Source organism: Streptomyces sp. NPDC006643, assembly GCF_042870175.1.
In the GTDB taxonomy this organism is placed as follows: Bacteria; Actinomycetota; Actinomycetes; order Streptomycetales; family Streptomycetaceae; genus Streptomyces.
In genome coordinates, this window is record NZ_JBIAHA010000017.1 from 127,844 (window position 1) to 152,874 (window position 25,031).

General features: G+C 71.1%; 11 protein-coding genes. 6 read left to right on the forward strand and 5 right to left on the reverse strand.

Annotation, left to right across the window (positions count from 1 at the left end):
• The first annotated feature begins 16 nt into the window (after positions 1-16).
• Entirely contained in the window at positions 17-1,102 is a 1,086-nt protein-coding gene (locus ACFYNU_RS23440; protein ID WP_356588482.1) for an S-(hydroxymethyl)mycothiol dehydrogenase, read from the forward strand.
• Entirely contained in the window at positions 1,102-1,731 is a 630-nt protein-coding gene (locus tag ACFYNU_RS23445) for an MBL fold metallo-hydrolase (protein WP_356588484.1), read from the forward strand. The genes ACFYNU_RS23440 and ACFYNU_RS23445 overlap by 1 nt, the downstream gene beginning before the upstream one ends.
• 203 nt (positions 1,732-1,934) lie before the next feature.
• Here the strand turns inward: ACFYNU_RS23445 and ACFYNU_RS23450 are convergent, their stop codons facing one another.
• The 5 genes from ACFYNU_RS23450 to ACFYNU_RS23470 all read right to left on the reverse strand — a co-directional run bounded on the left by ACFYNU_RS23450 (position 1,935) and on the right by ACFYNU_RS23470 (position 9,137).
• Positions 1,935-4,781, reverse strand: a complete 2,847-nt coding sequence (locus tag ACFYNU_RS23450) for an AAA family ATPase (protein ID WP_356588486.1) — start codon at positions 4,779-4,781, stop codon at positions 1,935-1,937.
• Between the two features lie 298 nt (positions 4,782-5,079).
• Positions 5,080-5,868: an FkbM family methyltransferase gene (locus ACFYNU_RS23455; protein ID WP_356588488.1), complete on the reverse strand. Its 789-nt coding sequence runs from the start codon at positions 5,866-5,868 to the stop codon at positions 5,080-5,082.
• An 86-nt stretch (positions 5,869-5,954) separates the two neighbouring features.
• Entirely contained in the window at positions 5,955-6,941 is a 987-nt protein-coding gene (locus ACFYNU_RS23460) for an NAD-dependent epimerase/dehydratase family protein (RefSeq protein WP_356588490.1), read from the reverse strand.
• Between the two features lie 34 nt (positions 6,942-6,975).
• Positions 6,976-8,277 carry a nucleotide sugar dehydrogenase gene (locus tag ACFYNU_RS23465; protein WP_356588492.1) on the reverse strand — a complete coding sequence of 434 codons (1,302 nt, stop codon included), beginning with the start codon at positions 8,275-8,277 and terminating at the stop codon, positions 6,976-6,978.
• A 179-nt stretch (positions 8,278-8,456) separates the two neighbouring features.
• Positions 8,457-9,137 (reverse strand): PIG-L family deacetylase, encoded by a 681-nt coding sequence (locus ACFYNU_RS23470; RefSeq protein WP_356588494.1) that lies wholly within the window; start codon positions 9,135-9,137, stop codon positions 8,457-8,459.
• A gap of 746 nt (positions 9,138-9,883) precedes the next feature.
• On the opposite strand from ACFYNU_RS23470, the gene ACFYNU_RS23475 reads away from it, so the two are divergent.
• The 4 genes from ACFYNU_RS23475 (at position 9,884) to ACFYNU_RS23490 (ending at position 25,002) form a co-directional block, all read left to right on the forward strand.
• A complete protein-coding gene (locus tag ACFYNU_RS23475; protein WP_356588496.1) occupies positions 9,884-21,589 on the forward strand; it encodes a type I polyketide synthase in 11,706 nt (3,901 codons plus the stop codon).
• Positions 21,590-21,735: 146 nt separating this feature from the next.
• Positions 21,736-23,076, forward strand: a complete 1,341-nt coding sequence (ccrA, locus tag ACFYNU_RS23480) for a crotonyl-CoA carboxylase/reductase (protein WP_356588498.1) — start codon at positions 21,736-21,738, stop codon at positions 23,074-23,076.
• Complete coding sequence (locus ACFYNU_RS23485; RefSeq protein ID WP_356588500.1) at positions 23,069-24,076, forward strand: ketoacyl-ACP synthase III; 1,008 nt, start codon at positions 23,069-23,071, stop codon at positions 24,074-24,076. Before ccrA ends, ACFYNU_RS23485 begins: the two co-directional genes overlap by 8 nt.
• 107 nt (positions 24,077-24,183) lie before the next feature.
• Positions 24,184-25,002 (forward strand): 3-hydroxybutyryl-CoA dehydrogenase, encoded by an 819-nt coding sequence (locus tag ACFYNU_RS23490; protein WP_388767172.1) that lies wholly within the window; start codon positions 24,184-24,186, stop codon positions 25,000-25,002.
• Positions 25,003-25,031 lie beyond the last annotated feature (29 nt).

Here is a 25,031-nt window from a genome sequence, read left to right on the forward strand (position 1 = left end):
AGAGGCAGGTCCTGGCATGTCGCAGCAGGTGCGAGGCGTCGTGGCGCCCGGCAAGAACGAGGCGGTGCGGGTCGAGACGATCGTGATCCCCGATCCCGGCGCCGGCGAGGCCGTGGTGAAGATCCAGGCGTGCGGGGTCTGCCACACCGATCTGCACTACAAGCAGGGCGGGATCAGCGACGACTACCCCTTCCTCCTCGGCCACGAGGCGTCGGGCATCGTCGAATCGGTCGGCGCCGGGGTCACCGATGTCGCCCCCGGTGACTTCGTCATCCTCAACTGGCGCGCCGTCTGCGGCAGTTGCCGGGCATGTCTGCGGGGCAGGCCCTGGTACTGCTTCAACACCCACAACGCCACCCAGAAGATGACTCTGACGGACGGCACGGAGCTCTCCCCGGCGCTGGGCATCGGCGCCTTCGCGGAGAAGACCCTGGTCGCCGCCGGACAGTGCACCAAGGTCGACCCGTCGGTCGCCCCGGCCGTCGCCGGGCTGCTGGGCTGCGGCGTCATGGCGGGCATCGGCGCGGCGATCAACACCGGCAACGTCGGCCGGGGCGACTCCGTCGCCGTCATCGGCTGCGGAGGCGTCGGCGACGCGGCGATCGTCGGATCCCGTCTCGCGGGCGCGGCCAGGATCATCGCCATCGACATCGACGACCGCAAACTCACCACGGCGAAGACGATGGGCGCCACCCACACCGTCAACTCCCGCACCACCGACGTCGTCGAGGCGGTCCGTGAACTGACCGGGGGCTTCGGAGCCGATGTCGTCATCGAGGCGGTCGGCCGCCCGGAGACGTACAACCAGGCTTTCTACGCACGGGACCTGGCCGGCACCGTCGTCCTGGTCGGAGTCCCCACCCCGGAGATGAAGATCGAACTGCCGCTGCTCGACGTCTTCGGACGCGGCGGATCGCTCAAGTCGTCCTGGTACGGCGACTGTCTGCCGTCCCGCGACTTCCCGATGCTGATCGACCTGCACCAGCAGGGCCGTATCGACCTGGCCGCGTTCGTCACCGAGACCATCGGACTCGGCGACGTGGAGCAGGCGTTCGCCCGGATGCACAAGGGCGACGTGCTGCGCTCGGTCGTGATGCTCTGATGGCCGCCCGGATCGACCACCTCGTCACCTCCGGCACGTTCTCGCTCGACGGAGGCACCTGGGACGTCGACAACAACGTCTGGATCGTCGGTGACGACACCGAGGTGATCGTCATCGACGCCGCCCACGACGCCACGGCCATCGAGGCGGCGCTCGGCGGCCGTACGCTGCGCGCCGTCGTCTGCACCCACGCGCACAACGACCACATCGACGCGGCCCCGGCGCTCGCCGCCGCCACCGGCGCGCCGATCCTGCTGCACCCGGACGATCTGCCGCTGTGGAAGCAGACCCACCCGGACCGGCTGCCCGACGGCCAACTGACCGACGGTCAGAGCCTGTCGGTGGCCGGCACCACCCTCACGGTGCTCCATACGCCCGGCCACGCGCCCGGCGCGGTGTGTCTGTACGCACCCGAACTGGTCACCGTCTTCACGGGGGACACGCTCTTCCAGGGCGGGCCCGGCGCCACCGGCCGGTCCTTCTCGCACTTCCCGACCATCATCGAGTCGATCCGTGAGCGGCTGCTGACGCTGCCGCCCGGCACGGTCGTCAGGACCGGGCACGGCGACTCGACCACCATCGGCGCCGAGGCGCCGGCGCTGGACGACTGGATCCGCGAAGGCGGCTGAACCGGCCACGAGGCCACCGGATCACAAGGCCAGGGGCCCGGACACGTGACTCATGTCCGGGCCCCTGCCGTATGCCTGGGTAAGGCCGGAATTCGCAACATCCCTCCGGCCGGATCCCCTTTTCTGCTTTCAGCCCGGGATTGACTGGCTGGTACAAATGTGAGTTGGCTCCCACTGCTCGCGCACCGATCGTTTCCGGCCGGTCAACTGGCCTGAACCTTCAGTCCGAGACGGAACTCCTGCTCGTCGCCGTGCAACGACGGGTGGCGCTGGCGGAGTTCGTCGGCCAGGGCGCGGCGGCCCCTTATACCCAGTTTGCGGTAGGCCCGGGTCAGATGCTGTTCGACCGTACTCACGGTAACGAACAACCGGCTGCTGATTTCGCGATTGGTGTATCCGCGTACGGCGAGTTGGGCGACGCGCAGTTCCGCTTCGCTGAGAACGGACGTGTCGCTCGGTTCCGGTTGTTCCCGCAGGGCCATCGACGTACCCGCCGGTACGACGGCATCGGCCGTACGGGTGTGGTCGAGCGCTTTCGAGGGCGCGGGCGACTGACGCGCCGGCAGGCTTTTCTGTTCCGGGATCTGACCGGGCCGGACGGCGCTCGGTCGTTTCTCCTGTCCCAGCGTCTGGAATCGGGCGATCGCCTTCAGTGTCCGGTTCAACTCCAGCTGATTCCCGGAATCCTGGAATGCCTTGGCGGCACGGCCGAGAAGCCGCGAGTCCTCGGTGGGCCCGCTCGCGAAAGCGAGTACGCGCAGTGCCAGCCCGCAGGCATATGGATCCGAATCCATCGAGAGCTTTATCTGCTGCTTCGCCAGATCGCGTGCCACCTCGATGTTGCCGAGCTGAAGATTCGCCTCCGCGAGGTCACTTCGCCAGGGCACGGGTGTGGCCGCGATCGAGTCCCATTTACGCATCAGCTGCTGGCAGCGCTGGAAGTCGCTCACCGCGGCGAGCGGCCGATTGGTCGCCAGATGGAAATGGCCGCGCGCCCGCAGATATCGGAGCCCGCCCATCGTCTCGAATGCCGCGTCGGGGACCGGAATCCGCAACGTCCTCGCCGCGTCGTCGAAGGCGCCGGCCGCGATGTCCGCGTACAGCATGATCGCCAGCGGATGGCTGATCGACACCCCCCAGTTGCCCTCACCGAGCAGCGCGAGGGACGCCTTGGCACGTTCGGACGCGGCGGTCACCTCGCCGCGCTGGAGCATGATCCCGGCCCGGAGCGCCTCGAACACCGCCTGCCAGGTCACCGCGGAGCGCTGGCGCGCCTCCAGGGCGAATCGCGCGCACCACCGTTCGGCGCTCTCGCTCTTGCCGCCGAGCGTCAGCGCCGTGATGGCCGTGGCCAGCGCCTCCAACGAGGTGTCGCTCAGGCGGCAGTTCTGGAGGATGCGCTCCGCGCTCGCGTTCGTCGCGTCGTCGCCGCCCCTGCGCCACGCCTGCTTGAGGGTGCCCGCCGTCTGGTTCCACGGCGCGGACCGCGGCTGGATGCCGGGCCCGGCCTCGTCCGGCCGGACCGCCGCGGGGCCGAAGTGCCACTCGTACGCCAGGTTCAGCTCCGCCTCCGTCTGGGGGTCCACCGGCTCGGGAGAGCCGGTCAGGACCTCGTGCGCCCGGATGAAGGTCTTCTTGTCCCCGTTCCACAGCGCGTGCCGCATCAGCGCGAAGCACCCGTCCTGGTCGAGGTTCCCGGCATGGGCGGCCTCGCGCAGCGACGGTATGTACGACGCCGCGGCGGAGGGGTTCACCCGCCAGCCGCTCCAGACGATGGACTGCCGGATGGAGAGCTGTTCACGTACGTCCTCCGAGGCCGCCAGCGCCAGTTCGAGAGCCTGTGTGGCGAACTCGACGTCGTTCGCGCCGACGGCCTGGTCGGCCGCCTGACGCAGTACGGGGATCGACCAGCCGGGCGGTCTCTCGCCGGCCGCCACCAGGTGCTTCGCCACGTCGGTCGCGGATGACGCGTGTAGATGTTTGAGCTCGGCGGCCGACGCGTGCAGACGTGAACGGGCGGCGGGCGAGAGGCTGTCGAGCACCGCCGAGGTGGCGCGCGGATGCCGGAAGCCGCCGTCGACGAGCAGCCCGGCGTGGCCGAGCGCGTCCAGCAGGGTGGTCACGGCCTGCGGGTGGACGCCGGAGAGCTTGGCGATCTGCTCCGGGCCCCCGTGGCCGCCGAGGACCGCGAGCGCCGCCGTCACTTCGAGGAGCTGGGTGTCGGGGCGGTCGAGGAACGCGTACACGGCACGGGCGTAGGCGTTGCCCACGACCGCCTGTCCGCTCCGGTCACCCTCGCGGTAGTCGTCGACCAGCGCGTTCGCCAGCATCGGATTCCCGGCGCTGAGCGTGCGGATCTGGAGCGGCAGTTCGTCGGCGAAGCCGCCGTCCAGCGAATCCTCCAGGAGCCCGGCGATGGCTTGTTCCGACATGGGCGTCAGCTGGACCGAGAAATACCGGGGCTGTCGCGAGAAATACGTACTGAGTCGGGTGAACGGACTCTGCTGCCAATCCGGCTGATTGAGCAGGATCAACAGCTTTGTCGAGCGGATACGGCGCTGGAGTTGCAGGAGCAGTTTCAGTGAGGTTTCGTCGGCGAAATGGAGATCGTCCACTCCGATGACAATGGGCTGGGCACGCGCCAGATCGAGGATTGTGTCGCAGACGTTCCGTACGTACGCAGCTTCGGCTTGGTCATCGCTGAGCCTTGTGGTGCGGTCGTCCTTCTTGCCGGCGGCGGCGGCCCGGGGAATCGCGTGTCCGCGACTGGGCACCTCTATCGGACAAGAAGAATTTGCCAGCAGTTGGTCTATGACTGCTGCCCCGATTTGCTGTTCGTCAGGAGCGCCGGTGGCACTCAGGGTAAGGGCACCGGAACTCGCCGCGTAGTCGAGCAGTTCGTTCTGGAGAGCGGTCTTTCCGCTGGCGATCCCTCCGCTTACCATTACCAGGCGGCCTATTCCTGGCGAACTCTGGTCAAACTGATTGCGCAAGAAGATCCTTGCGGAGTCCGGTGCTATGCGCAATTGATTACTACAGGCGGTTATCATAGCTAATCTATCCCCCCAGATAGACTGACCTGTGAGTAGTGTATTGTTCATTGCCACGGTATCAGAATTTCTGCGGCTGTGGACGTTTGTGATCGAGTTCGCGGAGTGTTGGTGGCGCTTTGGGGCGCGGTTGGGATAGCTCGCTGTGACGGTTGGTGCAGATATCCCCCGATGTCCCTGCGTACAGACCCACGGAACTCCGTGGGGCGCTTAGTGGGGGCGCGCGGGAGTTTTTCCAGTTTTTACACAGGAGCCCCCGGCACAAGGTGTGCCGGGGGCTTCGGGGCGGAGCGCGGGCCTAGTCCACACGGCTCGCGGTGATCATATGGAGGCTGGTGCTCTCGTACAGCTCCTCGCCCGCGTTGTGCAGCTGGAAGCCCTTCTCCTTCAACAGGGAGGCGGTCGCTTCGAGCCGGCCGTCGATGTTGTGGACCTCGGCGGCGACCATACGGATGGACGGCCAGTACTTGTCGTCGATGCCCCGCAGCACTTCGAGTTCGGCGCGCTCGACGTCGACCTTCAACAGACCCACGTCGCCCACCCCGTGCTCGGCGAACAGCTCCGTCAGCGTGACCATGCGGACCGGGAACTCGATCGCGTCGGAGCGGCAGAGCGAGATGAAGCCGTCCCGCTCGGCCTGGCTGTCGATCCCGGCGCTCGTGAGCCCCGCCTCAAGGGTCCGGCGGTCGTCGTCCTCGTCGACGAAGACCGTCGACATCACCTCGCTGTTCGGGTAGTAGGTGAGCGTCACGTCGCGCGACTCGGAGCCGACCGCCACATTGACCGGGGTGCCCCGCGGGATGTGCCGCGCGAAGTTGTTCGTCAGACACTCGAAGCTCGGCGGGGCCGGCTCGCACGCGATCACCCGCAGATCGGCGACCTCCTTCGCCAGCATCAGGGAGATCAGACCCACGTGCGCGCCGACGTCGATCACCGTGTCGCCCGGCCGGAGCCGGGAGACGCAGTCCGCGTAGGCGCCTTCGGTGAACTCCTGGCACACCACCGACGCGGTGAGCCGGTTGGTGCAGTTGATCATTCGCCCATCGGGCAGGGAGTATTCGACAAGACTGCTCTGACCAGTTGCCATGAGTGTCGAGAACCTTTCAGCGAGCCCACAACCGACAGTCGTCAGACTGCCGTTGTGGGCTCGCTGTTCCTACCCTTGCCCAACCCCTATTCTTTGCCCGCTATTTGCGACTCGGTGCCACGTTGTTGGGCAATTACGGACTCAATGATGTCGTCCAGCGTCCGGCTCGGCCGGAAGCCGATCCGGTCACGGGCCTTGTCGCAGTTGGGGATCCGGCGCTGCATGTCCTCGAAGCCGGGGCCGTACGCCTGCTCGTAGGGGATTTTCACCACGGTGCTGGTGGAGCCGGTCGCCGCGATGACCTTCGCCGCCAGCTCGGCCATGCTGACCTGCTCGGAGCTGCCGAGGTTGTACACGGTGCCGTGCGCCCCCTCGTCCTCCAGGAGCGCCACGAGCGAGGGGATCACGTCCAGGACATGGCAGAAGCACCGGATCTGCTGCCCGTCGCCGAACAGGGTGACCGGTTCACCGGCGAGCGCCTGCGCCACGAAACGGGGGATGACCATGCCGTAACGGCCGCTCTGACGCGGTCCCACCGTGTTGAACAGCCGGACGATCACCGTCTTCACGCCGTACTCGACGCCGTAGAGATACGCCATCGTCTCGTCCAGGGCCTTCGCCTCGGCGTACGACCAGCGGTTCTTCAGCGGGGAGCCGACGATCCGGTCCGCGTCCTCGGTCAGCCCGTTCGCGGTGTTCTTGCCGTACACCTCGCTGGTGGAGGCGACCAGGATCGGCACGTCGTGCCGGCGGGCCGCCTCCAGCACGGTCTCGGTGCCGCCCAGATTGGTGCGCAGGCTCTCCAGCGTCTTGCCCATGATGGTGAACACACCGACGGCGGCGGCCAGATGGTAGATACGGTCCACCCCGGCCATGCAGCTCTCCACCGTCGCGGTGTCGCACACCGAGCCCTGGACGAGCCGGAGCCGGGGCTCCTCTGACCAGGCGGCGAGATTGTCCGCGCTGCCGGTGCTGATGTCATCGAGGACGACCACCTCGTGCCCGAGGCTGAGCAGGTGTTCGGTGAGGTGCGAGCCGATGAAGCCCGCGCCCCCCGTGATCAGGCAGCGCAAGTTCTGGTCCTTTCCGGGAGACGGCCGGCCGGGTTCACACCGGCCCGCCGACGGTGGTCGGGTCGAAGCGGTAGGTCGCGTCCAGCACGAGCGGGCAGTCCGCGATCCAGGAGTAGTCGTGGCCGGGCTGCACCGTGTGGATCAGCACCAGATCCCAGTCCTGGGCGGCCGGTTCCACGGTGCTGTCCATACCGGCGCCGCTGGGCAGGGTCATCCGGGTGACCAGCGGGTCGAAGTACTCGACCTTCGCGCCGCGCCGGGCGAGAGAGTCGATGATCTCCAGCGCCGACGACGAACGGACGTCGAGCACACCCGGCTTGTAACTGACGCCGACGATGAGGATGTTGCTGCCGCCGAAGCCCTTGCCGGCGTCGGAGAGCACGCTCTGCATCCGGTCGACGACCCCCTTCGGCCGCTCGGCGATCGCGTTCATCGCCTGGTTGACCAGGGGGGCGGTGGTGCGGGTCTCCCGCAACTGCCAGAGCAGATAGTGCGGATCGCACGGAATGCAGTGACCGCCGACGCCCGGACCGGGGTGGAAGGCCATGAAGCCGTACGGCTTGGTCCTGGCCGCCTCGATGACCTCGATCGGGTCCAGCGAGAAGCCCGCGCAGATGTCGGCGAACTCGTTCGCCAGCGCGATGTTGACGGCGCGGAAGGTGTTCTCGTACAGCTTGGTCATCTCGGCGACCTCGGGGGAGCCCACCTGGTGGGTCACCGAGGCCAGCAGCTCGATCACACGGGTCGCCTTGGCGGCGCACTCCGGTGTGACGCCGCCGATCACGCGCGGTGTGTCGCGCTGGGTGTGGGTGACGTTGCCCGGGTCGATCCGCTCCGGACTGGACGCCACATAGATGTCCGTCCCGATGGTGAAGCCCCGGTCGATCAGCGGCTCGACAAGCATCCGGGTGGTGGTCCCGACGAAGCTGGTGGAGGTGAGGATCAGGGTCTGGCCCGGTCGCGCGTACCGCACGACCTCGTCGCAGGCGCCCTGCAACGGACCGAGATCCGGCAGCAGATGGCGGTCGACGGGGGTCGGGACGCAGACGATGACGACATCGGCGTCGGCCATCCGGTCCGCGTCGGTGGTGAGTTCGAAGCCCTCGCGGCCCAGCGAGCTCTCAAGCTGCCGATGATCGGACTCGATCAGATCGACGGCCTGGGACTCGATGGCCCTCAGACGGCCGGCGTCGCGGTCGATCCCCACGACATGGACCCCGCCCGCGTGCAGTCCCAGGGCGGTCGGCAGCCCGACGTATCCCATGCCGACGACCGCGACGGACGTGTGCTCTCCCGGGCTGGGCGAAGCCTTCTCGATGATCAGGGATTCCGGCATTATCCACTCGACCTCACGTTGGTTGGCCTGGGCTGCTCCGCCAGGAACAGCAGGCGCGGGTCCGGTGCTCGTCCTCGACCGCCGGACTGACTTGGGCCCGTCCTGCGGGCCGGACAGGCCCCAGGGCCTTCTCTCGGGCCGGGACTTGACCTGTGGCCTTACCTCGGGCCGGACAGGACCTAGAGGACGGCCCTCAGCAGTTCGAAGGCCTCGGCGTAGTCCGTCGTGACCTGTGAGCCGCGGTACTCGGCGAGCGCGCGCACACCGCGCTCGCTACGGGGGTTGGGCCAGGACTCCACCTCGTTGCCGTACGCGCGCAGCGCTTCGAGCTTGCGCTCGACGTGCGAGGCGTCCAGCGGCTGCCAGCAGTTGGGCCGGAACGTCGGGAGCCCGGACGCCTCCCCGCAGTCGGTCGCCGAGCGGACCTCGAAGCAGCGGATCTCCCGCACGCTCCCCTTGCCGGGCCGGCCGGCCACCCGCGCCGCCCGGCTCACGATCTGGTGATCGAGACTCAGGTCGCTCATGCTCGTGGTGAAGAGCGCGTCCGGCTCGAACTCGCGGACCTCGCGCTCGAACACCCGGTTCAGCTCGAGGTGGCCGACGGTGTCCAGCCGGTTGTCGCCGTACGTGTGGATGGTGACCCGCTCGATTCCGAGGATCTTCGCGGCCCGCTCGATCGAGGAGGCGCGCGGGGTCACGTTCAGTCCGTTCTCGGACCGCGAGCCGTCGTCGTTGGTGAGCACGCACAGACTGATCCGCACGCCGTCGTCGGCCAGCTTCGCGATCGTGCCGCCGGCGCCGAGGGTCTCGTCGTCGCCGTGCGCGACAGCGATCAGCAACCTCCGCATCATTCGCAGCATCGGTTTCCTTCTCGTGTGTGGCAGCCGGTCGGCTGCCTGAGACCACAAAGGACGTTCGGATGCCGTCGCGCACCGCGCGCATGGCCCGGTATTCCGAACGGTGTGACAGGTTGCCGGCCGGCGGCCCGACCTGAATTCGTGAATACCGCCGACCGCTATTAGGCGTTCGAATGTGTCAGTGGCGGAGACGGCCGTCAACCCCTAGCCGGGCCATGGGAAACGCGTCCGCCACCACCTCAAATGAAGCTCAACTCAATCCGCGGACCGTCTGCTCGGGGCGACTCGGCGGCTACTTCTATTCGGGGTTGAACGTGCCATCGGCGGTCAGTCGCGGGCAACCCCTAAAGTCCCGCGAACAACCTGTCAAGAGCGGGATGGCCTGCGGTGGTCACCGATATGCCGACGCGTCCCGCGCCGGTCGCGCGGGTCCGCCGCGGCTCGCCACGACCCGGCCGCGCGCCCGGCGCGAAGCCCCTCGCGACGTACTGAGGGGTGCCGTGGAACCAGCTAGGGGTACGGGCCGGCTGCCCTCGCTCGTAAAGTGTCGCTCATTGGAACTATCCAACTGACGGGCCGGTAGGTAAAGAACTCACCTGCCGGACGTAAAGAGAGCGGCCGGTTGAGCCCTGCGGTTCGCTGGAATTCATGAAATCGGGCCGGGACGACGGGCATTCTGCCCCATCCATAAATTCGGCGGGCACTGTGAGCGGGCCCGCGACGGCTAAAGACGTAGGGGTTACGTGAGCATGTCTGAAGAGCGACTGGTCGGCGCTTTGCGTGCGTCGTTGAAAGAGACCGAACGACTCCGCGAGCAGAACAAGCGGCTCACGGAGGCGGGCAGCGAACCGATCGCGATCATCTCCATGGCCTGCCGTTTCCCCGGCGGGGTGAAGACCCCGGAGGAGCTGTGGCAGGTGCTCGCCGACGGCACCGACGTCATCGGCGAGTTCCCCACCGACCGCGGCTGGGACCTGGAGCGGCTCTACGACCCGACCGGCGAACGGCCGGGCTCCACCTACGTCCGCGAGGGCGGCTTCCTCCACGACGCCGCCGACTTCGACGCCGACTTCTTCGGTGTCGCCCCGCGCGACGCCCTGCTCATGGACCCGCAGCAGCGCCTGCTGCTGGAGACGTCGTGGGAGGCCTTCGAGCGCTCCGGCATCCCGCCGCGCTCGGTGAAGGGCAGCCCCGTCGGCGTGTTCACCGGCGTGATGTACCACAACTACCCCGGCAGTTACGGCTCTTCGGGACCCGTGTCCGGCCGGCTCTCCTACACCTTCGGACTCGAAGGCCCCGCCGTCACGGTGGACACCGCCTGCTCGTCCTCCCTCGTGACACTCCATCTGGCCGCTCAGGCCCTGCGCCAGGGCGAGTGCACCCTCGCGCTGGCCGGCGGTGTGTCCGTGATGGCGAGCCCCCGGACGTTCGTCGAGTTCAGCATCGACGGCAACCTCTCGCGCGACGGCCGCTGCCGCCCCTTCGCCGAGTCCGCCGACGGCACCTCCTGGTCCGAGGGCGCCGGTGTGCTGCTCCTGGAGCGGCTGTCCGACGCCCGCCGCAACGGCCACCAGGTACTGGCCGTCGTCCGGGGCAGCGCCGTCAACCAGGACGGCGCCACCAACGGCATCGCCGCCCCCAACGGCCCCGCCCAGCAGCGCGTCATCCGCCAGGCGCTCGCCGCCGCCCGCCTGACGCCCGACCAGGTCGACGTCGTCGAGGCACACGGCTCGTCCACCGAGCTGGGCGACCCCATCGAGGCCGACGCGCTGCTCGCGACGTACGGCAAGGAGCGCCCCGCCGACCGGCCGCAGTGGCTCGGCTCGGTCAAGTCCAACCTCGGTCACACCCAGGGCGCCGCGGGCGTCGCCGGGATCATGAAGATGGTCCTGGCCATGCGCAACGGCGTGCTGCCCAAGACACTGAACGTGGACAGCCCCAGCAAGCACGTCGACTGGTCGCAGGGCGCCGTCAGACTCCTCACCGAGAACGTCGACTGGACGACCCTCGACGGCGCGCCCCGCCGGGCCGGTGTCTCCTCCTTCGGCCTCAGCGGCACCAACGCGCACGTCATCCTCGAAGAGGCCCCGGAGCCCGAGGCCGACGAGTCGGCCGAGCCCGCGCCCCGGCGCGCCGGACACATCCCCTGGGTGCTCTCCGGCCGCAGCCGTGACTCCCTGCGCGCGCAGGCCGCCCGGCTCCTCACCCACCTCACCGAACGCCCCGGGGCCGACCCGCTGGACATCGGCCACGCGCTGGCCACCACCCGCTCACCGCTGGAGTTCCGGGCCGCGATCCTCGGCGCCGACCGCGACGAGCTGATGCGCGGACTCACCGGGCTGGCCGAGGGCGAGCCCACCGGCGTCGAGCAGGGCGTGGTGCGGGGCGAGACCTCCTCCACCGCCTTCCTCTTCCCCGGCGGCGGCGCCCAGCGCGTCGGCATGGGACGCGAACTCAGCGCCGCCTACCCGGTGTTCGCCGCCGCCCTGGACGAGGTCTGCGCCGAGCTGGACAAACACCTCGACCGGCCGCTGCGCCCGATGATCGACGGCGACGCCGAGGCGCTCGACCAGGTCGGCAACGCGCAGGTCGCGCTCTTCGCCGTCGAGGTGGCGCTGTTCCGGCTGATGGAGTCGCTGGGCATCCGCCCCGACCTCCTCGCGGGCCACTCCACCGGCGAGCTGACCATCGCGCATGTCTCCGGGATCCTCTCCCTGGCCGACGCCGCCGAACTCGTCGCCGCCCGGGGCCGGTTGATGCAGGCGCTGCCCACCGGTGGCGCCATGGTCGCCATCAACGCCACCGAGGACACGGTCAGGCCGCTGCTGACCGACGGGGTCGGCATAGCCGGCGTCAACAGCCCCGACTCCGTCGTCGTCTCCGGCGACGCCGACCAGGCCCGCGCCGTCGCGAAGATCTGCGCCGACCGGGGCCACCGCACCAAGCAGCTGCGCGTCAGCCACGCCGCCCACTCGCCGCTGATGAAGCCCATGGTCGACGAGTACCGCGCCGTCGCCGAGCGCATGATCTTCCGCCCCGCGCGCGTCGCGATCGTCTCCACCGTCACCGGCCGGCTCGCCGCCGACGACGACCTGCGCACCCCCGACTACTGGGTGCGCCACCTCCTACAGACGGTGCGCTTCCGCGACGCCGTCGACAGCCTGCGCGCCGAAGGCGTCAACCGCTTCGTGGAGCTGGGCCCCGACGGTGTGCTCGCCGGCATGACCCAGGGCTGTCTGACCGACGCCAAGGACAGCCCCGTCGTGGTCTCCCTGCTCCGCAAGGACCGGCCCGAGGAGGTCGCCTTCGCCGGGGCGCTCGCCCAACTCCACGTACGGGGCGTCTCCCTGGACTGGGCGACGCTCTTCACCGACCGGGGCGCCCGCGCGGCGCAGCTGCCGACGTACGCCTTCCAGGGCAAGCGCTTCTGGCTCCAGGCGTCCACCGACGGCGACGCCACCTCGCTCGGTCTCGATCCCGTCGACCACCCGCTGCTCGGCGCCGCCACCGTCCTCGCCGGCACCGACGGCCTGGTGCTCTCCGGTCGGCTCTCCGCCGCGACGCACCCGTGGCTCGCCGACCACACCATCGGCGGCTCGATCATGCTGCCGGGCACCGCCTTCGTGGAGCTGGCGATGAGCGCCGGGACCCGGGTCGGCTCCCCGCGCCTTCGTGAACTGTCCCTGCACGCACCGCTCGTACTGCCCCGCGAGGGCGCCGTACGCATCCAGCTGACCGTCGGCGCCGCCGACGCCTCCGGCACCCACACCATCGACGTCCACTCCCGGACCGAGGACGAGTCCGGGCGGCTGCCGTGGGTGCACCACGCCTCCGGTCTGCTCGTCGCGGCCCGCGGCGGCGCCCCCGCCGAGCCCGTCACCACCTGGCCGCCCACCGGCGCCGACATCCTCGACGTCGACGGGATGTACGAGGAACTGGCCGCCCGCGGCTCGGAGTACGGCCCCATGTTCCAGGGGCTGCGCGCCGCCTGGCGGCGCGGCGACGAGATCTTCGCCGAGGTGAGCCTCCCGGAGAACGCGCGGGCGGTCGCCGAGGACTTCGGCCTGCACCCCGCCGTGTTCGACGCGGCTCTGCACGCCATCGGGCTGGCCGACGCGGACGCCGCGACCGACGACGGCACCGTTACGCTGCCGTACGCGTGGACCGACGTGGAGCTGCACGCCACCGGGGCGGCGTCCGTACGCGTACGGGTCGGGCCCGCCGCGAACAGCACCGCCGCCGGCCGCAGCATGGCGCTCGACATCTTCGACGTCGCGGGGCAGCCCGTCGCCTCCGTCGGCGCGCTGATGCTCCGCGCGATCTCCGAGGAGCAACTGGCCGCGGCCGGCCGCCCCGGCGGCACCGTCGCGGGCGACGCGCTGTTCGGCGTCGAGTGGACGCCCGCCCCTCTCGCGGAGAGCGTCGCGCCGCTGCGCGTCGCCGACTTCGATGCGCTCGGCACGCTCGGCGACGACGCGCCCGCGCCGGACCTCGTCGTCCTGCCGCTCACCGGCGGCGGCGACGCCGCGTCCGCCCGCGCCGCCACGCACCGGGCACTGGACGCCGTACAGCTGTGGATCCGCGAGGCGCGCTTCCGCTCCGCCCGGCTGGTGATCCTCACCCGGGGCGCGCTCGCGCTGCCCGGCGAGGACATCACCGACCTCGGCGCAGCCGCCGTACACGGACTGATCCGCTCCGCGCAGACCGAGGACCCGGGACGTTTCGTCCTCGTCGACACCGACGCCGAACAGGACGCCCGCGATCTGCTGCCGAAGCTGGTGGCGCTGGGCGAGCCGTCCGTCGCGCTGCGCGCCGGCGCCGCCTCCGTGCCGCGCCTCGCCCGCGCCTCCTTCGGCGAGGACACCGGCGCGCCCGCCTGGGACGCCGAATCGACGGTCCTGATCACCGGTGGCACCGGGGCGCTCGGCGGGCTCGTCGCCCGCCATCTCGCCTCGGCCCACGGCGTACGGCGGCTGCTGCTCGTCAGCCGCAGCGGGCCCAAGGCGGCCGGCGCCGCCGACCTGGTGGCCGCGCTCGCCGAACTCGGCGCCGAGGCCGAGGTCGTGGCCTGCGACCTCGCCGACCGGAAGGCCGCCAAGAAGCTGCTGGCCCGCCGCCGGGTCACCGCCGTCATCCACTCCGCGGGAGTCCTGGACGACGGCATGCTCGGGTCCCTGACACCCGAGCGCCTGGACACCGTGCTGCGGCCCAAGGCGGACGCCGCGTGGAACCTGCACGAGCTGACCAAGGACTCCGGCCTCACCGCGTTCGTGCTGTTCTCGTCCGCCGCCGGAGTGCTCGGCGCGCCGGGACAGGCCAACTACGCGGCGGCCAACGCCTTCCTCGACGCGCTCGCCCAGCACCGGCGCGCCCAGGGCCTGCCGGCCCAGTCGCTGGCCTGGGGCCAGTGGGCCCAGGACTCCGGCATGGCGGGCGTCCTCGCCGACCCCGCCCACACCGGCCCGAACCGGGGTGGCATGCCCGCGCTCACCGAGGTCGAGGGCCTGGCCCTGCTCGACGCCGCGCCGACATCGCCGAACGCCGTCCTCGTCCCGCTGAAGCTGGACGTCGCCGAACTGCGCAAGGCGCCCGGCGGCGTCGCGGACATGCTGCGCGGCCTCGTCAGCACCGTACGCAGGGCGGCGAGCGCCCCGGAGTCCGAGACCGACCCCCGGCTCGCGGGCTATCTGCGGATGCCGGAGGCCGAGCGGCGCGCCGCGCTGCTCGATCTCGTCGTCGGCAACGTCGTGGAGGTGCTGGGGCACGGTTCGAAGGAACTGATCGACGCGGACCGGGCGTTCAAGGATCTCGGGTTCGATTCGCTGACGGCCGTTGAGCTGCGTAACCGGTTGAGCGCCGCGACGGGTGCGCAGTTGGCGAGCACGCTGGTGTTCGACTATCCGACGGCCAACGAACTCACCGCCCATCTGTACGAGTCGATGTTCGCCGGGCTCACGGAGCGCACGACACCGGCCCTCTCGCACGGCGCCCTGCTCGACCTGGTCCTCGGCAATGTCGCCGAGGTGCTGGGGCACGGTTCGAAGGAACTGATCGACGCGGACCGGGCGTTCAAGGATCTCGGGTTCGATTCGCTGACGGCCGTTGAGCTGCGTAACCGGTTGAGCGCCGCGACGGGTGCGCAGTTGGCGAGCACGCTGGTGTTCGACTATCCGACCGCCAACGAACTCACCGCCCATCTGCGCGAGACGCTGTACGGCACGCTCGCCGACCTCGCCGCGACCGGCGCCGCCGAGCCCGGCACCACCGGCGCGGCCACCGGCGACGACCCGATCGTCATCGTCGGCATGGCCTGCCGCTACCCCGGCGACGTCAACACCCCCGAAGACCTCTGGGAGCTGGTCTGGGAGGGCCGCGACGCGGCCACCCCGTTCCCCACCGACCGGTCCTGGGACATGGACTACTGGCTGGGGCTGCTCGCCGAGGCGAACACCACCCCGCAGGGCGGATTCGTCTCCTCCGCCACCGACTTCGACGCCGCGTTCTTCGGGATCAGCCCCAACGAGGCGATCATGATGGACCCGCAGCAGCGCATGCTGATGGAGACCACCTGGGAGGCGCTGGAGCGGGCGGGCATCGACCCGCTGTCCCTCAAGGGCACCGCGACCGGGGTCTTCGCGGGCAGCATGCAGGGCAGTTACGACTCGGGCCCGCTCAGCACGCTGGAGCAGTACAGCCAGTACATCGGCACCGGCGGACTCGGCAGCATGGTGTCCGGGCGCATCGCGTACACCTTCGGCTTCGAGGGCCCCGCCGTCTCCGTCGACACCGCGTGCTCGTCCTCGCTCGTCGCCCTCCACCTCGCGGGCCAGGCCCTGCGCAACGGCGACTGCTCGCTCGCCCTCGCGGGCGGCGTCACCGCCCTCGTATCGGCCGAACCGTTCGCGCAGTACGCCGACGGCACCGCCGCCGACGGCCGCTGCAAGGCGTACTCCGCCTCCGCCGACGGCGTCGGCTGGGGCGAGGGCGTCGGCCTCGTCGTTCTCGAACGGATGTCGGACGCCACCCGTAACGGCCACCAGATCCTGGCCGTCGTACGCGGCACCGCCGTCAACTCCGACGGCGCGTCCAACGGCCCCACCGCACCCAACGGCCCCTCCCAGGAGCGGGTCATCCGCAAGGCGCTGAGCTACGCGGGCCTTCAGCCGCACGAGGTGGACGTCGTCGAGGGCCACGGCACCGGTACGACCCTGGGCGACCCCATCGAGGCCAACGCCCTGCTGTCCACCTACGGTCAGGGCCGCCCCGACGACCGGCCGCTGTGGCTCGGCTCCGTGAAGTCCAACTTCGGGCACACGCAGGCCGCCGCCGGTGTCGCCGGTGTCATCAAGATGGTCCAGGCGATGCGGCACGGCGGGCTGCCGATGAGCCGCTTCGCCGGCGAGCCGACCCCGCAGGTCGACTGGTCGACGGGCAACGTCAAGCTGCTCGCCGAGAGCATCCCGTGGCCCGACCACGACCGGCCGCGCCGCGCCGGCGTCTCGTCCTTCGGCCTCAGCGGCACCAACTCGCACGTCATCCTGGAGCAGGCGCCCGAGCCGGCCGCGCCCGAGACGAAGGCCGCCGAGCCCGCCCAGGACACCACGGCGGAGCGGGAGTTCGACGGGCACGCCGTACCGTGGCTGCTCACCGCCCGTACCGCCGAGGCACTGCCCGCGCAGGCCGCGCGGCTGCGCGCGCACCTCGCCGAGAACCCCGGCAGCGACCCGCGCGACATCGGCCACTCGCTCGCCCTGCGGCAGCCGCAGTTCGCGCACCGCGCGGCCGTCGTCGGCGCCAGCACCGAGGAGTTGCTCACCGCCCTCACCGCCCTCGCCGACGAGGAGGAGTCGCCCGGCGTCGTGACCGGCACCGCCGGCTCCGGCGGACCACTCGCGTTCGTCTTCCCCGGCAACGGCAGCCAGCGGCCCGGCATGGGGCGCGAACTGTACGCGGCCTTCCCCGCGTTCGCGGCGGCGTTCGACGAGGTCAGCGGATACTTCGACGAGTACCTCGACCGGCCGCTGCGCGATGTGATGTTCGCCGAACCCGGCTCGGTGGCCGCGCAGTTGCTCGGCCAGGTCGCCTTCGGGCAGGCCGCCCAGTTCACCATGGGCGTCTCGCTCGTACGGCTCCTCGAATCCTGGAAGGTACGGCCCGACCAGCTGCTCGGCCACTCCGGCGGCGAGATCGTCGCCGCGTACACGGCCGGGGTGTTCTCGCTCGCCGACGCCGTCAAGTTCACCTCCCACCGCAGCGAACTCCTCCAGGAGATCCCGAGCGGCGGCGCGATGATCGTCATCGAGGCCGACGAGGACGAGATCCGCCCCCACCTCACCGACCGCACCGGCATCGCGGCCGTCAACGGCCCCCGCTCCGTGGTGGTCTCCGGCGAGGCCGCGCAGGCCGAGGCCGTCGCCGAGCACTGGCGCGCCCAGGGCCGCCGCGTCAAGCGGCTGCCGATCCCGCGCGCCGGGCACTCCCCGATGATCGACCCGCTCCTGGACGACCTGCGCGAGGTGGCCGCCGAACTCAGCTGCGAGCCGCCCCGGATCAAGGTCGTCTCCACCGTCACCGGCGCCCCGGTCACCGGCGGCGAACTCGCCGACCCCGAGCACTGGGTCGCCAACGTGCGCGGCACGGTCCGCTTCCTGGACGGCATCCGCGCGCTGGAGGCCGCCGGCGTCACCCGCTACCTCGACCTCAGCTCCGACGGCGCGCTCGCCGGAGTGCTGGCGACCTGCCTCACCGGCGCCGTCGAGGACGCCGCCGCCCTGCCCGTCCTGCGCAAGGACACCCGAGAGGACACCTCCGCCGCGCTCGCCGCCGGCCGGCTGTACGCCGACGGCTTCGCCATCGACACCACGAGGCTGCTGATCGGGCGCGGCGCCGAGCGGGTCGAACTGCCGCCCTACGCGTTCCGCCGCAGGCGCTACTGGCCCGACGTCGACATGGCGGCGGTCAAGCAGACCGGCGGCACGGCGTCGACCGGCGTCGACTCCACCGAGCACCCGCTCCTCGGCTCCTCCATCGAACTGGCCGGCTCCGGCGAGGTCGTCCTCAGCGGCCAGCTGTCGCTCGGGACACAGCGCTGGCTCGCCGACCACGCGCTCGGCGACACGGTCCTGTTCCCCGGCGCCGGATTCGTCGAACTCGCCGTCCGCGCGGGCGACGAGGTCGGCTGCCGCCGCCTGGAGGACCTGACCATCGAGACGCCGCTGCTCCTTCCCGAGCACGGCAGGACACAGGTACAGGTCGTCGTCGGCGCCCCCGACGCGTCCGGCGCCCGGCCGGTCACCGTCCACTCCCGGCCCGACGGCGCCCCGGCCGCCGACGGCGCCGGGTCCTGGACCCGGCACGCGAGCGGTCTGCTCGTGACCGACGGTGCCCCCGAGCCCGCCGGCCTCACCCAGTGGCCGCCGCCCGGCGCCGAGGCCATCGGCGTCGACGATCTGTACGACGGCTTCGCCGAGGCCGGTTTCCGCTACGGGCCCGCCTTCCGCGGGCTGCGCGCCGCCTGGCGCCTCGGCGACGAGGTGTTCGCCGAGATCCGGCTCGGCGCCGAGGCCAGCAGGCTCGCCGAGCGGTTCGGACTGCACCCGGCCGCGCTCGACGCCGCCATCCAGGCCGTCGGCCTCGCGGGCGCCGTCGACGTCGAGTACGGCATGCCGTTCTCCTGGTCCGGAGTCGACCTGTACGCCACCGGGGCCACCAAGCTCCGGGTCAGGGTCACCCCGACCCGCGCCGACGCCGTGTCCGTCCTCATCGCCGACCAGGCCGGCGACCCCGTCGCCTCCGTCGAGTCGCTGGTGCTGCGCCCGGCGGGCATCCTGAACGCCGCGTCCGGCGCCGCGCCCCGGCACGACTCGCTCTTCGGCTGGGACTGGCAGCGGCTCCGCACCGCCCCGGCCACCGCCGGGACGCCGCCCCTGACCTGGGCGCTCGTCGCCGGCGCACCGACCGGCACCGCCAAGGCGCTCGCCTCGTCCGGCCTCCAACTGGCCGCCGAGGACGACCTGTCGGCGCTCGCCGCCCGGGTCCCCGGCGCCGATGTGGTCGTCGTGGACGCCACCGCGCTCACCGAAGGCGCACCGGCGGGGCCGCGGGCCGTGCACACGGCGGTCGGCAACGCACTGACCCTGGTCAAGGAGTGGCTGGACACACCGGTCTTCGCCTCGGCGAAGCTGCTGGTGCTGACCTCCGGCGCCGTCGCGGTCGGCGACGAGGACATCACCGACCTGGCCGGCGCCGCCGTCCGCGGTCTGGTGCGCTCCGCGCAGTCGGAGAACCCCGACCGGTTCCTGCTCGTGGACACCGACGGCGCCGCCGAATCCCTGCGGGCCCTGCGCACCGTGCCCGCCGGCGGCGAACCGCAGACAGCGCTGCGCGCGGGCGTCGCGTACGCGGGCAGACTGATCCGTACGGCCGCCGGGACCGGCGGACCGAGCGGCACCTTCGACGGGACCGGCACCACCCTCGTCACCGGCGCCTCCGGCTCCGTCGGCCGGCTCCTCACCCGGCACCTGGTGACCGAACTCGGCGTGCGGAGGCTGCTGTTGGTCAGCCGGGGAGGCGCGGCCCCCGACCTGGTGGCCGAACTCACCGAGCTGGGCGCCGCCGTCACCGTCGCAGCCTGCGACGCGGCGGACCGCACCGCGCTGGCCGCCGCGATCGACGGCATCGGGCCGGAGCACCCGCTGACCTCGGTCGTGCACCTCGCGGCCGTGGTGGACGACGGCACGATCGCCTCGCTGACCGAGGCGAAACTGACCTCGGTGCTGCGCCCGAAGGTGGACGCGGCATGGCATCTGCACGAGCTGACCCGGGACAAGGAGCTGAGCGCGTTCGTGCTCTTCTCCTCCGTCGCGGGCGTCCTCGGCAACCCCGGACAGGGCAACTACGCGGCGGCGAACAGCTTCGTCGACGCCCTGGCCGCCCACCGCCGGGCGCTGGGCCTGCCGGGCCAGTCGCTGGCCTGGGGCCTCTGGGCGGCGAGCGGCGCGGGCTCCGGCGCGGTGACCGACGTCGACGAGGCGGCGCTGACCCGTGGGGGCATGGCCGGACTGACCGACGCCGAGGGGCTGAAGCTGTTCGACGCCGCACTCGCCCGGCACGAGTCGCTGCTCGTCCCGATGGACGTCGCACCGGCGGCGGGCGACGGCGGACCCGTGCCGCACGTCCTGCGCACGCTGGTGGCACCGACCCGGCGGGCCGCGTCCCGTACGGCCACGTCCGACGTCGCCGCACTGCGCGGGCGGCTGGCCGGCCGGAGCCGCGAACAGCTCGACAAGGCGCTCCTGGAACTGGTTCTCGACCACGCGGGCGCGCTGCTCGGATACGGCGACAACGAGACCATCGAGCCGGACCGGCACTTCCTGGAGTCCGGCTTCGACTCGCTGACCGCCGTGGAGCTGCGCAACCGTCTCAACACGGCGACCGGACTGCGGCTGCCCGCCACGATCGCGTTCGACCACCAGACCCCGGCGGGGCTCGCCGCCCATCTGGCCGGTGAACTCGGCGCCGCCGAGGCCGAGGTGGCGGCGACGGAGCCCGTCACCGGACCGGCGCCCGAGTCCGAGCCCGGCGAGACGGTGCCCGAACTCTTCCGGGAGATGGTGCGCGCCGGACGGATCCAGGAGGGCCTCGGGCTGCTCCAGTGGGTGGCCAAGGTCCGGCCGACGTTCTCGTCACGGGCCGACATCGACCAACTGCCGCCGTCCGTACAGCTGTCCGACGGTACGAAGGCCCCGCACCTGGTGTGCCTGTGCACGCCGGCCGCGATGGGCGGTGTCTACCAGTACGCGCGGATCGCCTCGTACTTCCAGGGCTCGCGGAAGGTGTCCGTGGTGCCGATGCCCGGCTTCGGCACCGGTGAGCAACTGCCCGATTCGGCGGGCGCCGTCATCGACGTACTCGCCGAGACCGTCCGGAGAATCGTCGGCGACGAGGAGTTCGCGCTCGTCGGGCACTCCGGCGGCGGACTGTTCGCCTACGCCACCGCCGAACTGCTCGGCAGGACGGGCCGGGCGCCCCTGGGTGTCGCGCTGCTGGACACGTACCCCATCGCCAGGTCCGAGGAGTTCGAGAACTTCGCGGCCGAGGTGGCGATCGGGGCGCTCGCCCGGGAGGTCTGGTCGAACCAGCTGGGCAACAAGACCTCGCTGAGCGCCATGGCCAGGTACGTGACCCTGATGCCCGACGTCGAGCTGACCGAGATACCGACGCCGACGCTGCTGCTGCACGCGACGGACCGGTTCAACGTCGCGGACGGCGAGGCCACGGAGACCCCGGCGGCGGGGGCGGCGGGCGCTGAGGCGGGCCCGGCCGACAGCTGGAAGTCGACCTGGACCCTGGCCACTTCGGTCGAGACCGTCCCCGGCGACCACTTCAGCATCGTCGAGGGCCACGCCGACACCACCGCCACCGCCATCAAGACCTGGCTCGACTCGCTGAGCTGAACAGAGCTGAGCGAGCCGGACCGGGACGACCCTGAACCACCGCGTGGCCGAGGACGCTCCGTTCTCGGCCACGCAGTGGTCGTCACGCCACCCGAGAAGCCGGGGCCCGACGGCCCCGGCGCGTTCCCAGGAAAGAAGGGTTTCGTATGGACGCGTTGGCCGAGGCGCTGCTCGCCGGAGCGGCAGCCGACGAGCTGGAGAAGCTGCCGGTCCCCACGGAGTATCTCGCCGCCCACACCCGCGTCGAGGACATCGGCATGTTCGGCGACGCCGAGGACAAGGACGTCCGGAAGTCGCTGCGCGTCGGCCGGGTGCCGATGCCCGAACTCGCCCCGGACGAAGTACTCGTGGCCGTGATGGCCAGCTCCGTCAACTACAACACGGTGTGGTCGGCCACCTTCGAGCCGGTGCCCACCTTCACCTTCCTCAAGTCGTACGGCAGGACCGGCCCGTGGGAGAAGCGGCACGACCAGCCGTACCACGTGCTCGGCTCCGACGCCGCCGGTGTCGTCGTACGCAAGGGTGTCGGCGTACGGCGCTGGCGGATCGGCGACCATGTGCTCGCCAGCCCCATCCAGGTGGACGACCAGGAGGCGGTCACCCACGCCGACGGCATGCTCGGCGAGGGCCAGAAGGCCTGGGGCTACGAGACCAACTTCGGCGGCCTCGCGCACTACGCGATCGTCCGCGCCAGCCAGTTGATACCCAAGCCCGCCCATCTGACCTGGGAGGAGGCCGCGAGCACCCCCGCGTGCGCCGGCACCGCCTACCGCATGCTGGTCAGCGACCGGGGCGCGCGGATGAAGCAGGGCGACATCGTCCTCATCTGGGGCGCGGCCGGCGGACTGGGCGTGCACGCCGTCCAGTTGGTCAAGAACGGCGGCGGTATCGCCGTCGGCGTGGTCGGGTCCGAGGAGAAGGCGCGGGTCCTGCGGGAGCTGGGCTGCGACCTGGTCATCAACCGCAGCGAACTGGGCATCGGCGACGCCGACGGCCATGACCCCGCGCAGGTCATCGAGGCGGGCAAGAAGATCGGCAAGATCATCCGCCGGGAGATCGGCGAGGACCCGCACATCGTCTTCGAGTACACCGGCCAGTCCACCTTCGGCATCTCCATGTTCGTCGTACGCCGCGGCGGAACCGTCGTCACCTGCGGATCGAGCACCGGCTACCAGCACCAGTACGACAACCGCTACCTCTGGATGAAGCTCAAGCGCGTCATCGGCAGCCACGCCGCGAACCTCGCCGAGCAGTGGGAGAGCAACCGGCTGATCGACATGGGCCGCGTCATGCCCGTGCTCTCCGCCGTCCACCCCCTCGAAGCGATCGGCGAGGCCGCCAGAGAGGTCCAGAACAACACCCACATCGGCAAGATCGGTGTCCTGGCCCTCGCCCCGAAGACCGGCCTCGGCGTCACCGACCAGGCCAAGCGCGACCGGATCGGCGAGGACCGCATCAACCCCATGGGGGTCACCAACCATGTCTAGTCGCACCGTAGGCATCCTGGCGACCGGCTCTTACGTGCCCGGGACCGTCGTCGGCAACGACGACCTCGCACCGGGCCTCGACGTCACCGCCGAGTGGATCGAACGCAAGACCGCCATCAAGTCCCGCCGGTACGCGGCGCCTTCACAGGCCACGTCCGACCTCGCCATCGCGGCGGCCACCAGCGCGCTGGACCAGATCGGGCTGCCCGCCGACCGGCTCGACTACATCATCGTCCCCACCACCACCCCCGACTCCCCGCTGCCGCCGGTCTCCTGCCTGGTGCAGTCGGCACTCGGCGCCCGCCGGGCGGCCTGCTTCGACATCAACATCGGATGCAGCGGCTTCGTCGTCGGGCTCGACGTCGCGGCCAAACTGGTCGCGGCCCGGCCCGGCTCGTACGCCCTGGTGGTGGCCGCCGAGATCTGGTCGCGCTTCACCGACCCCAAGGAGCGCGGCACCCGGGTGCTCCTCGCCGACGCGGCGGGCGCCGCCGTGATCGGCCCGGTCCCCGAGACGTACGGGATCATCGGCACCGACCTGCTCGGCCACGGCGACCAGTCCGAACTCCTGGTGATCGAAGGGGGCGGCAGCCGGAACCCCGCCTCGCACCGGACCGTCGACGAGGGCGGTCACTATCTGCGGATGCGCGGGCGGGACGTGACCGAGTACGTACGCGGGAAGGTGCCGCAGGCCATCAAGGAGCTGCTGGCCAGGACCGGCGTCGGACAGACGGACGTCGACCACTTCGTACCGCACCAGGCCAACGGGGTCCTGCTGCGCGACCTCGCCGACGAGGCGGGTCTGGAGAACGCCCGGACGCATCTGACGATCGAGGAGTTCGGCAACTCGGGCGCCGCCTCGCTGCCCGTCACGCTCGACCACGCCAACCGGGCCGGTGAGCTGCGCGACGGCGACACCGTCCTGCTCGCGGCGTTCGGCGGCGGCATGGCGCTGGGCGCCGGTGTGCTGCGCTGGAAGACGACCGGAGGACCGTCGTGAGCGCCGCCGCGCCCGCCGCGCCCGCCGGGGCCGCCGGGGCCGCCGGGGCCGGCGACCCGGGCGACGGCACCGAGATCAGCCGGGTCGGGGTGGTGGGCTGCGGTCTGATGGGCTCCGGCATCGCCGAGATGTGCGCCGGATCCGGTGTGGACGTGCTCGTCGCCGTCTCGTCCGACCGCTCGGCGACGGCCGGCATACACCGGATCGAGAAATCGCTGGACCGGGCCGTGGCCAAGGGCCGGGTCGCCGAGGCCGAACGCGCCGCGATCCTCGGGCGGATCACCCTCACCACCGATCTGCGCGACCTCGCCGGGCGCCAGCTGGTCCTGGAGGCCATCACCGAGGACGAGCCGGCCAAACTCGCGCTCTTCGCCCGTCTCGACGCGATCGTCGAGGACCCGCGGGCCGTCCTGACCACCAACACCTCGTCGCTGCCCGTCATGCGGGTCGCCGGCGCCACCGCGCGCCCCGAGCGGGTCGTCGGGACGCACTTCTTCAACCCGGTGACCGTCATGCCGCTGGTCGAGCTGACCGGCTGTCTGCTCACCTCGGAGCAGACGTACGACCGGGTCGAGACGTTCGTCACGAAGATGCTGGGCAAGGAGGTCGTACGGTCCCCGGACCGGGCCGGCTTCGTCGTCAACGCCCTCCTCGTCCCCTATCTGCTCGCGGCGATGCGGATGGCGGAGTCGGGGTTCGCCACGCCGGAGGACATCGACCGGGGGATGACCCTGGGCTGCGCCCATCCGATGGGGCCGCTGAGACTGGCCGACATGATCGGTCTCGACACGCTCGCGGCGGTCGCGGACGGGCTGTACGCGGAGTTCAAGGACCCCCTGTGCGCGGCGCCGCCGCTGCTGTCCCGGATGGTCGAGGGCGGACTGCTCGGCAAGAAGTCCGGTCGTGGTTTCTACAGCTACGTCTGATGCCGCGTCAGGTTCTGCTGCCGGTGCCG

What these genes read in the sequence shown, in the direction of transcription:
- ACFYNU_RS23440 (WP_356588482.1), top strand. Translation starts at nt 17, where the DNA reads ATGTCGCAGCAGGTGCGAGGCGTCGTGGCGCCCGGCAAGAACGAGGCG.
- ACFYNU_RS23445 (WP_356588484.1), top strand. Translation starts at nt 1,102, where the DNA reads ATGGCCGCCCGGATCGACCACCTCGTCACCTCCGGCACGTTCTCGCTC.
- ACFYNU_RS23450 (WP_356588486.1), bottom strand. Translation starts at nt 4,781, where the DNA reads ATGATAACCGCCTGTAGTAATCAATTGCGCATAGCACCGGACTCCGCA.
- ACFYNU_RS23455 (WP_356588488.1), bottom strand. Translation starts at nt 5,868, where the DNA reads ATGGCAACTGGTCAGAGCAGTCTTGTCGAATACTCCCTGCCCGATGGG.
- ACFYNU_RS23465 (WP_356588492.1), bottom strand. Translation starts at nt 8,277, where the DNA reads ATGCCGGAATCCCTGATCATCGAGAAGGCTTCGCCCAGCCCGGGAGAG.
- ACFYNU_RS23470 (WP_356588494.1), bottom strand. Translation starts at nt 9,137, where the DNA reads ATGCTGCGAATGATGCGGAGGTTGCTGATCGCTGTCGCGCACGGCGAC.
- ACFYNU_RS23475 (WP_356588496.1), top strand. Translation starts at nt 9,884, where the DNA reads ATGTCTGAAGAGCGACTGGTCGGCGCTTTGCGTGCGTCGTTGAAAGAG.
- ccrA (WP_356588498.1), top strand. Translation starts at nt 21,736, where the DNA reads ATGGACGCGTTGGCCGAGGCGCTGCTCGCCGGAGCGGCAGCCGACGAG.
- ACFYNU_RS23485 (WP_356588500.1), top strand. Translation starts at nt 23,069, where the DNA reads ATGTCTAGTCGCACCGTAGGCATCCTGGCGACCGGCTCTTACGTGCCC.
- ACFYNU_RS23490 (WP_388767172.1), top strand. Translation starts at nt 24,184, where the DNA reads ATGGGCTCCGGCATCGCCGAGATGTGCGCCGGATCCGGTGTGGACGTG.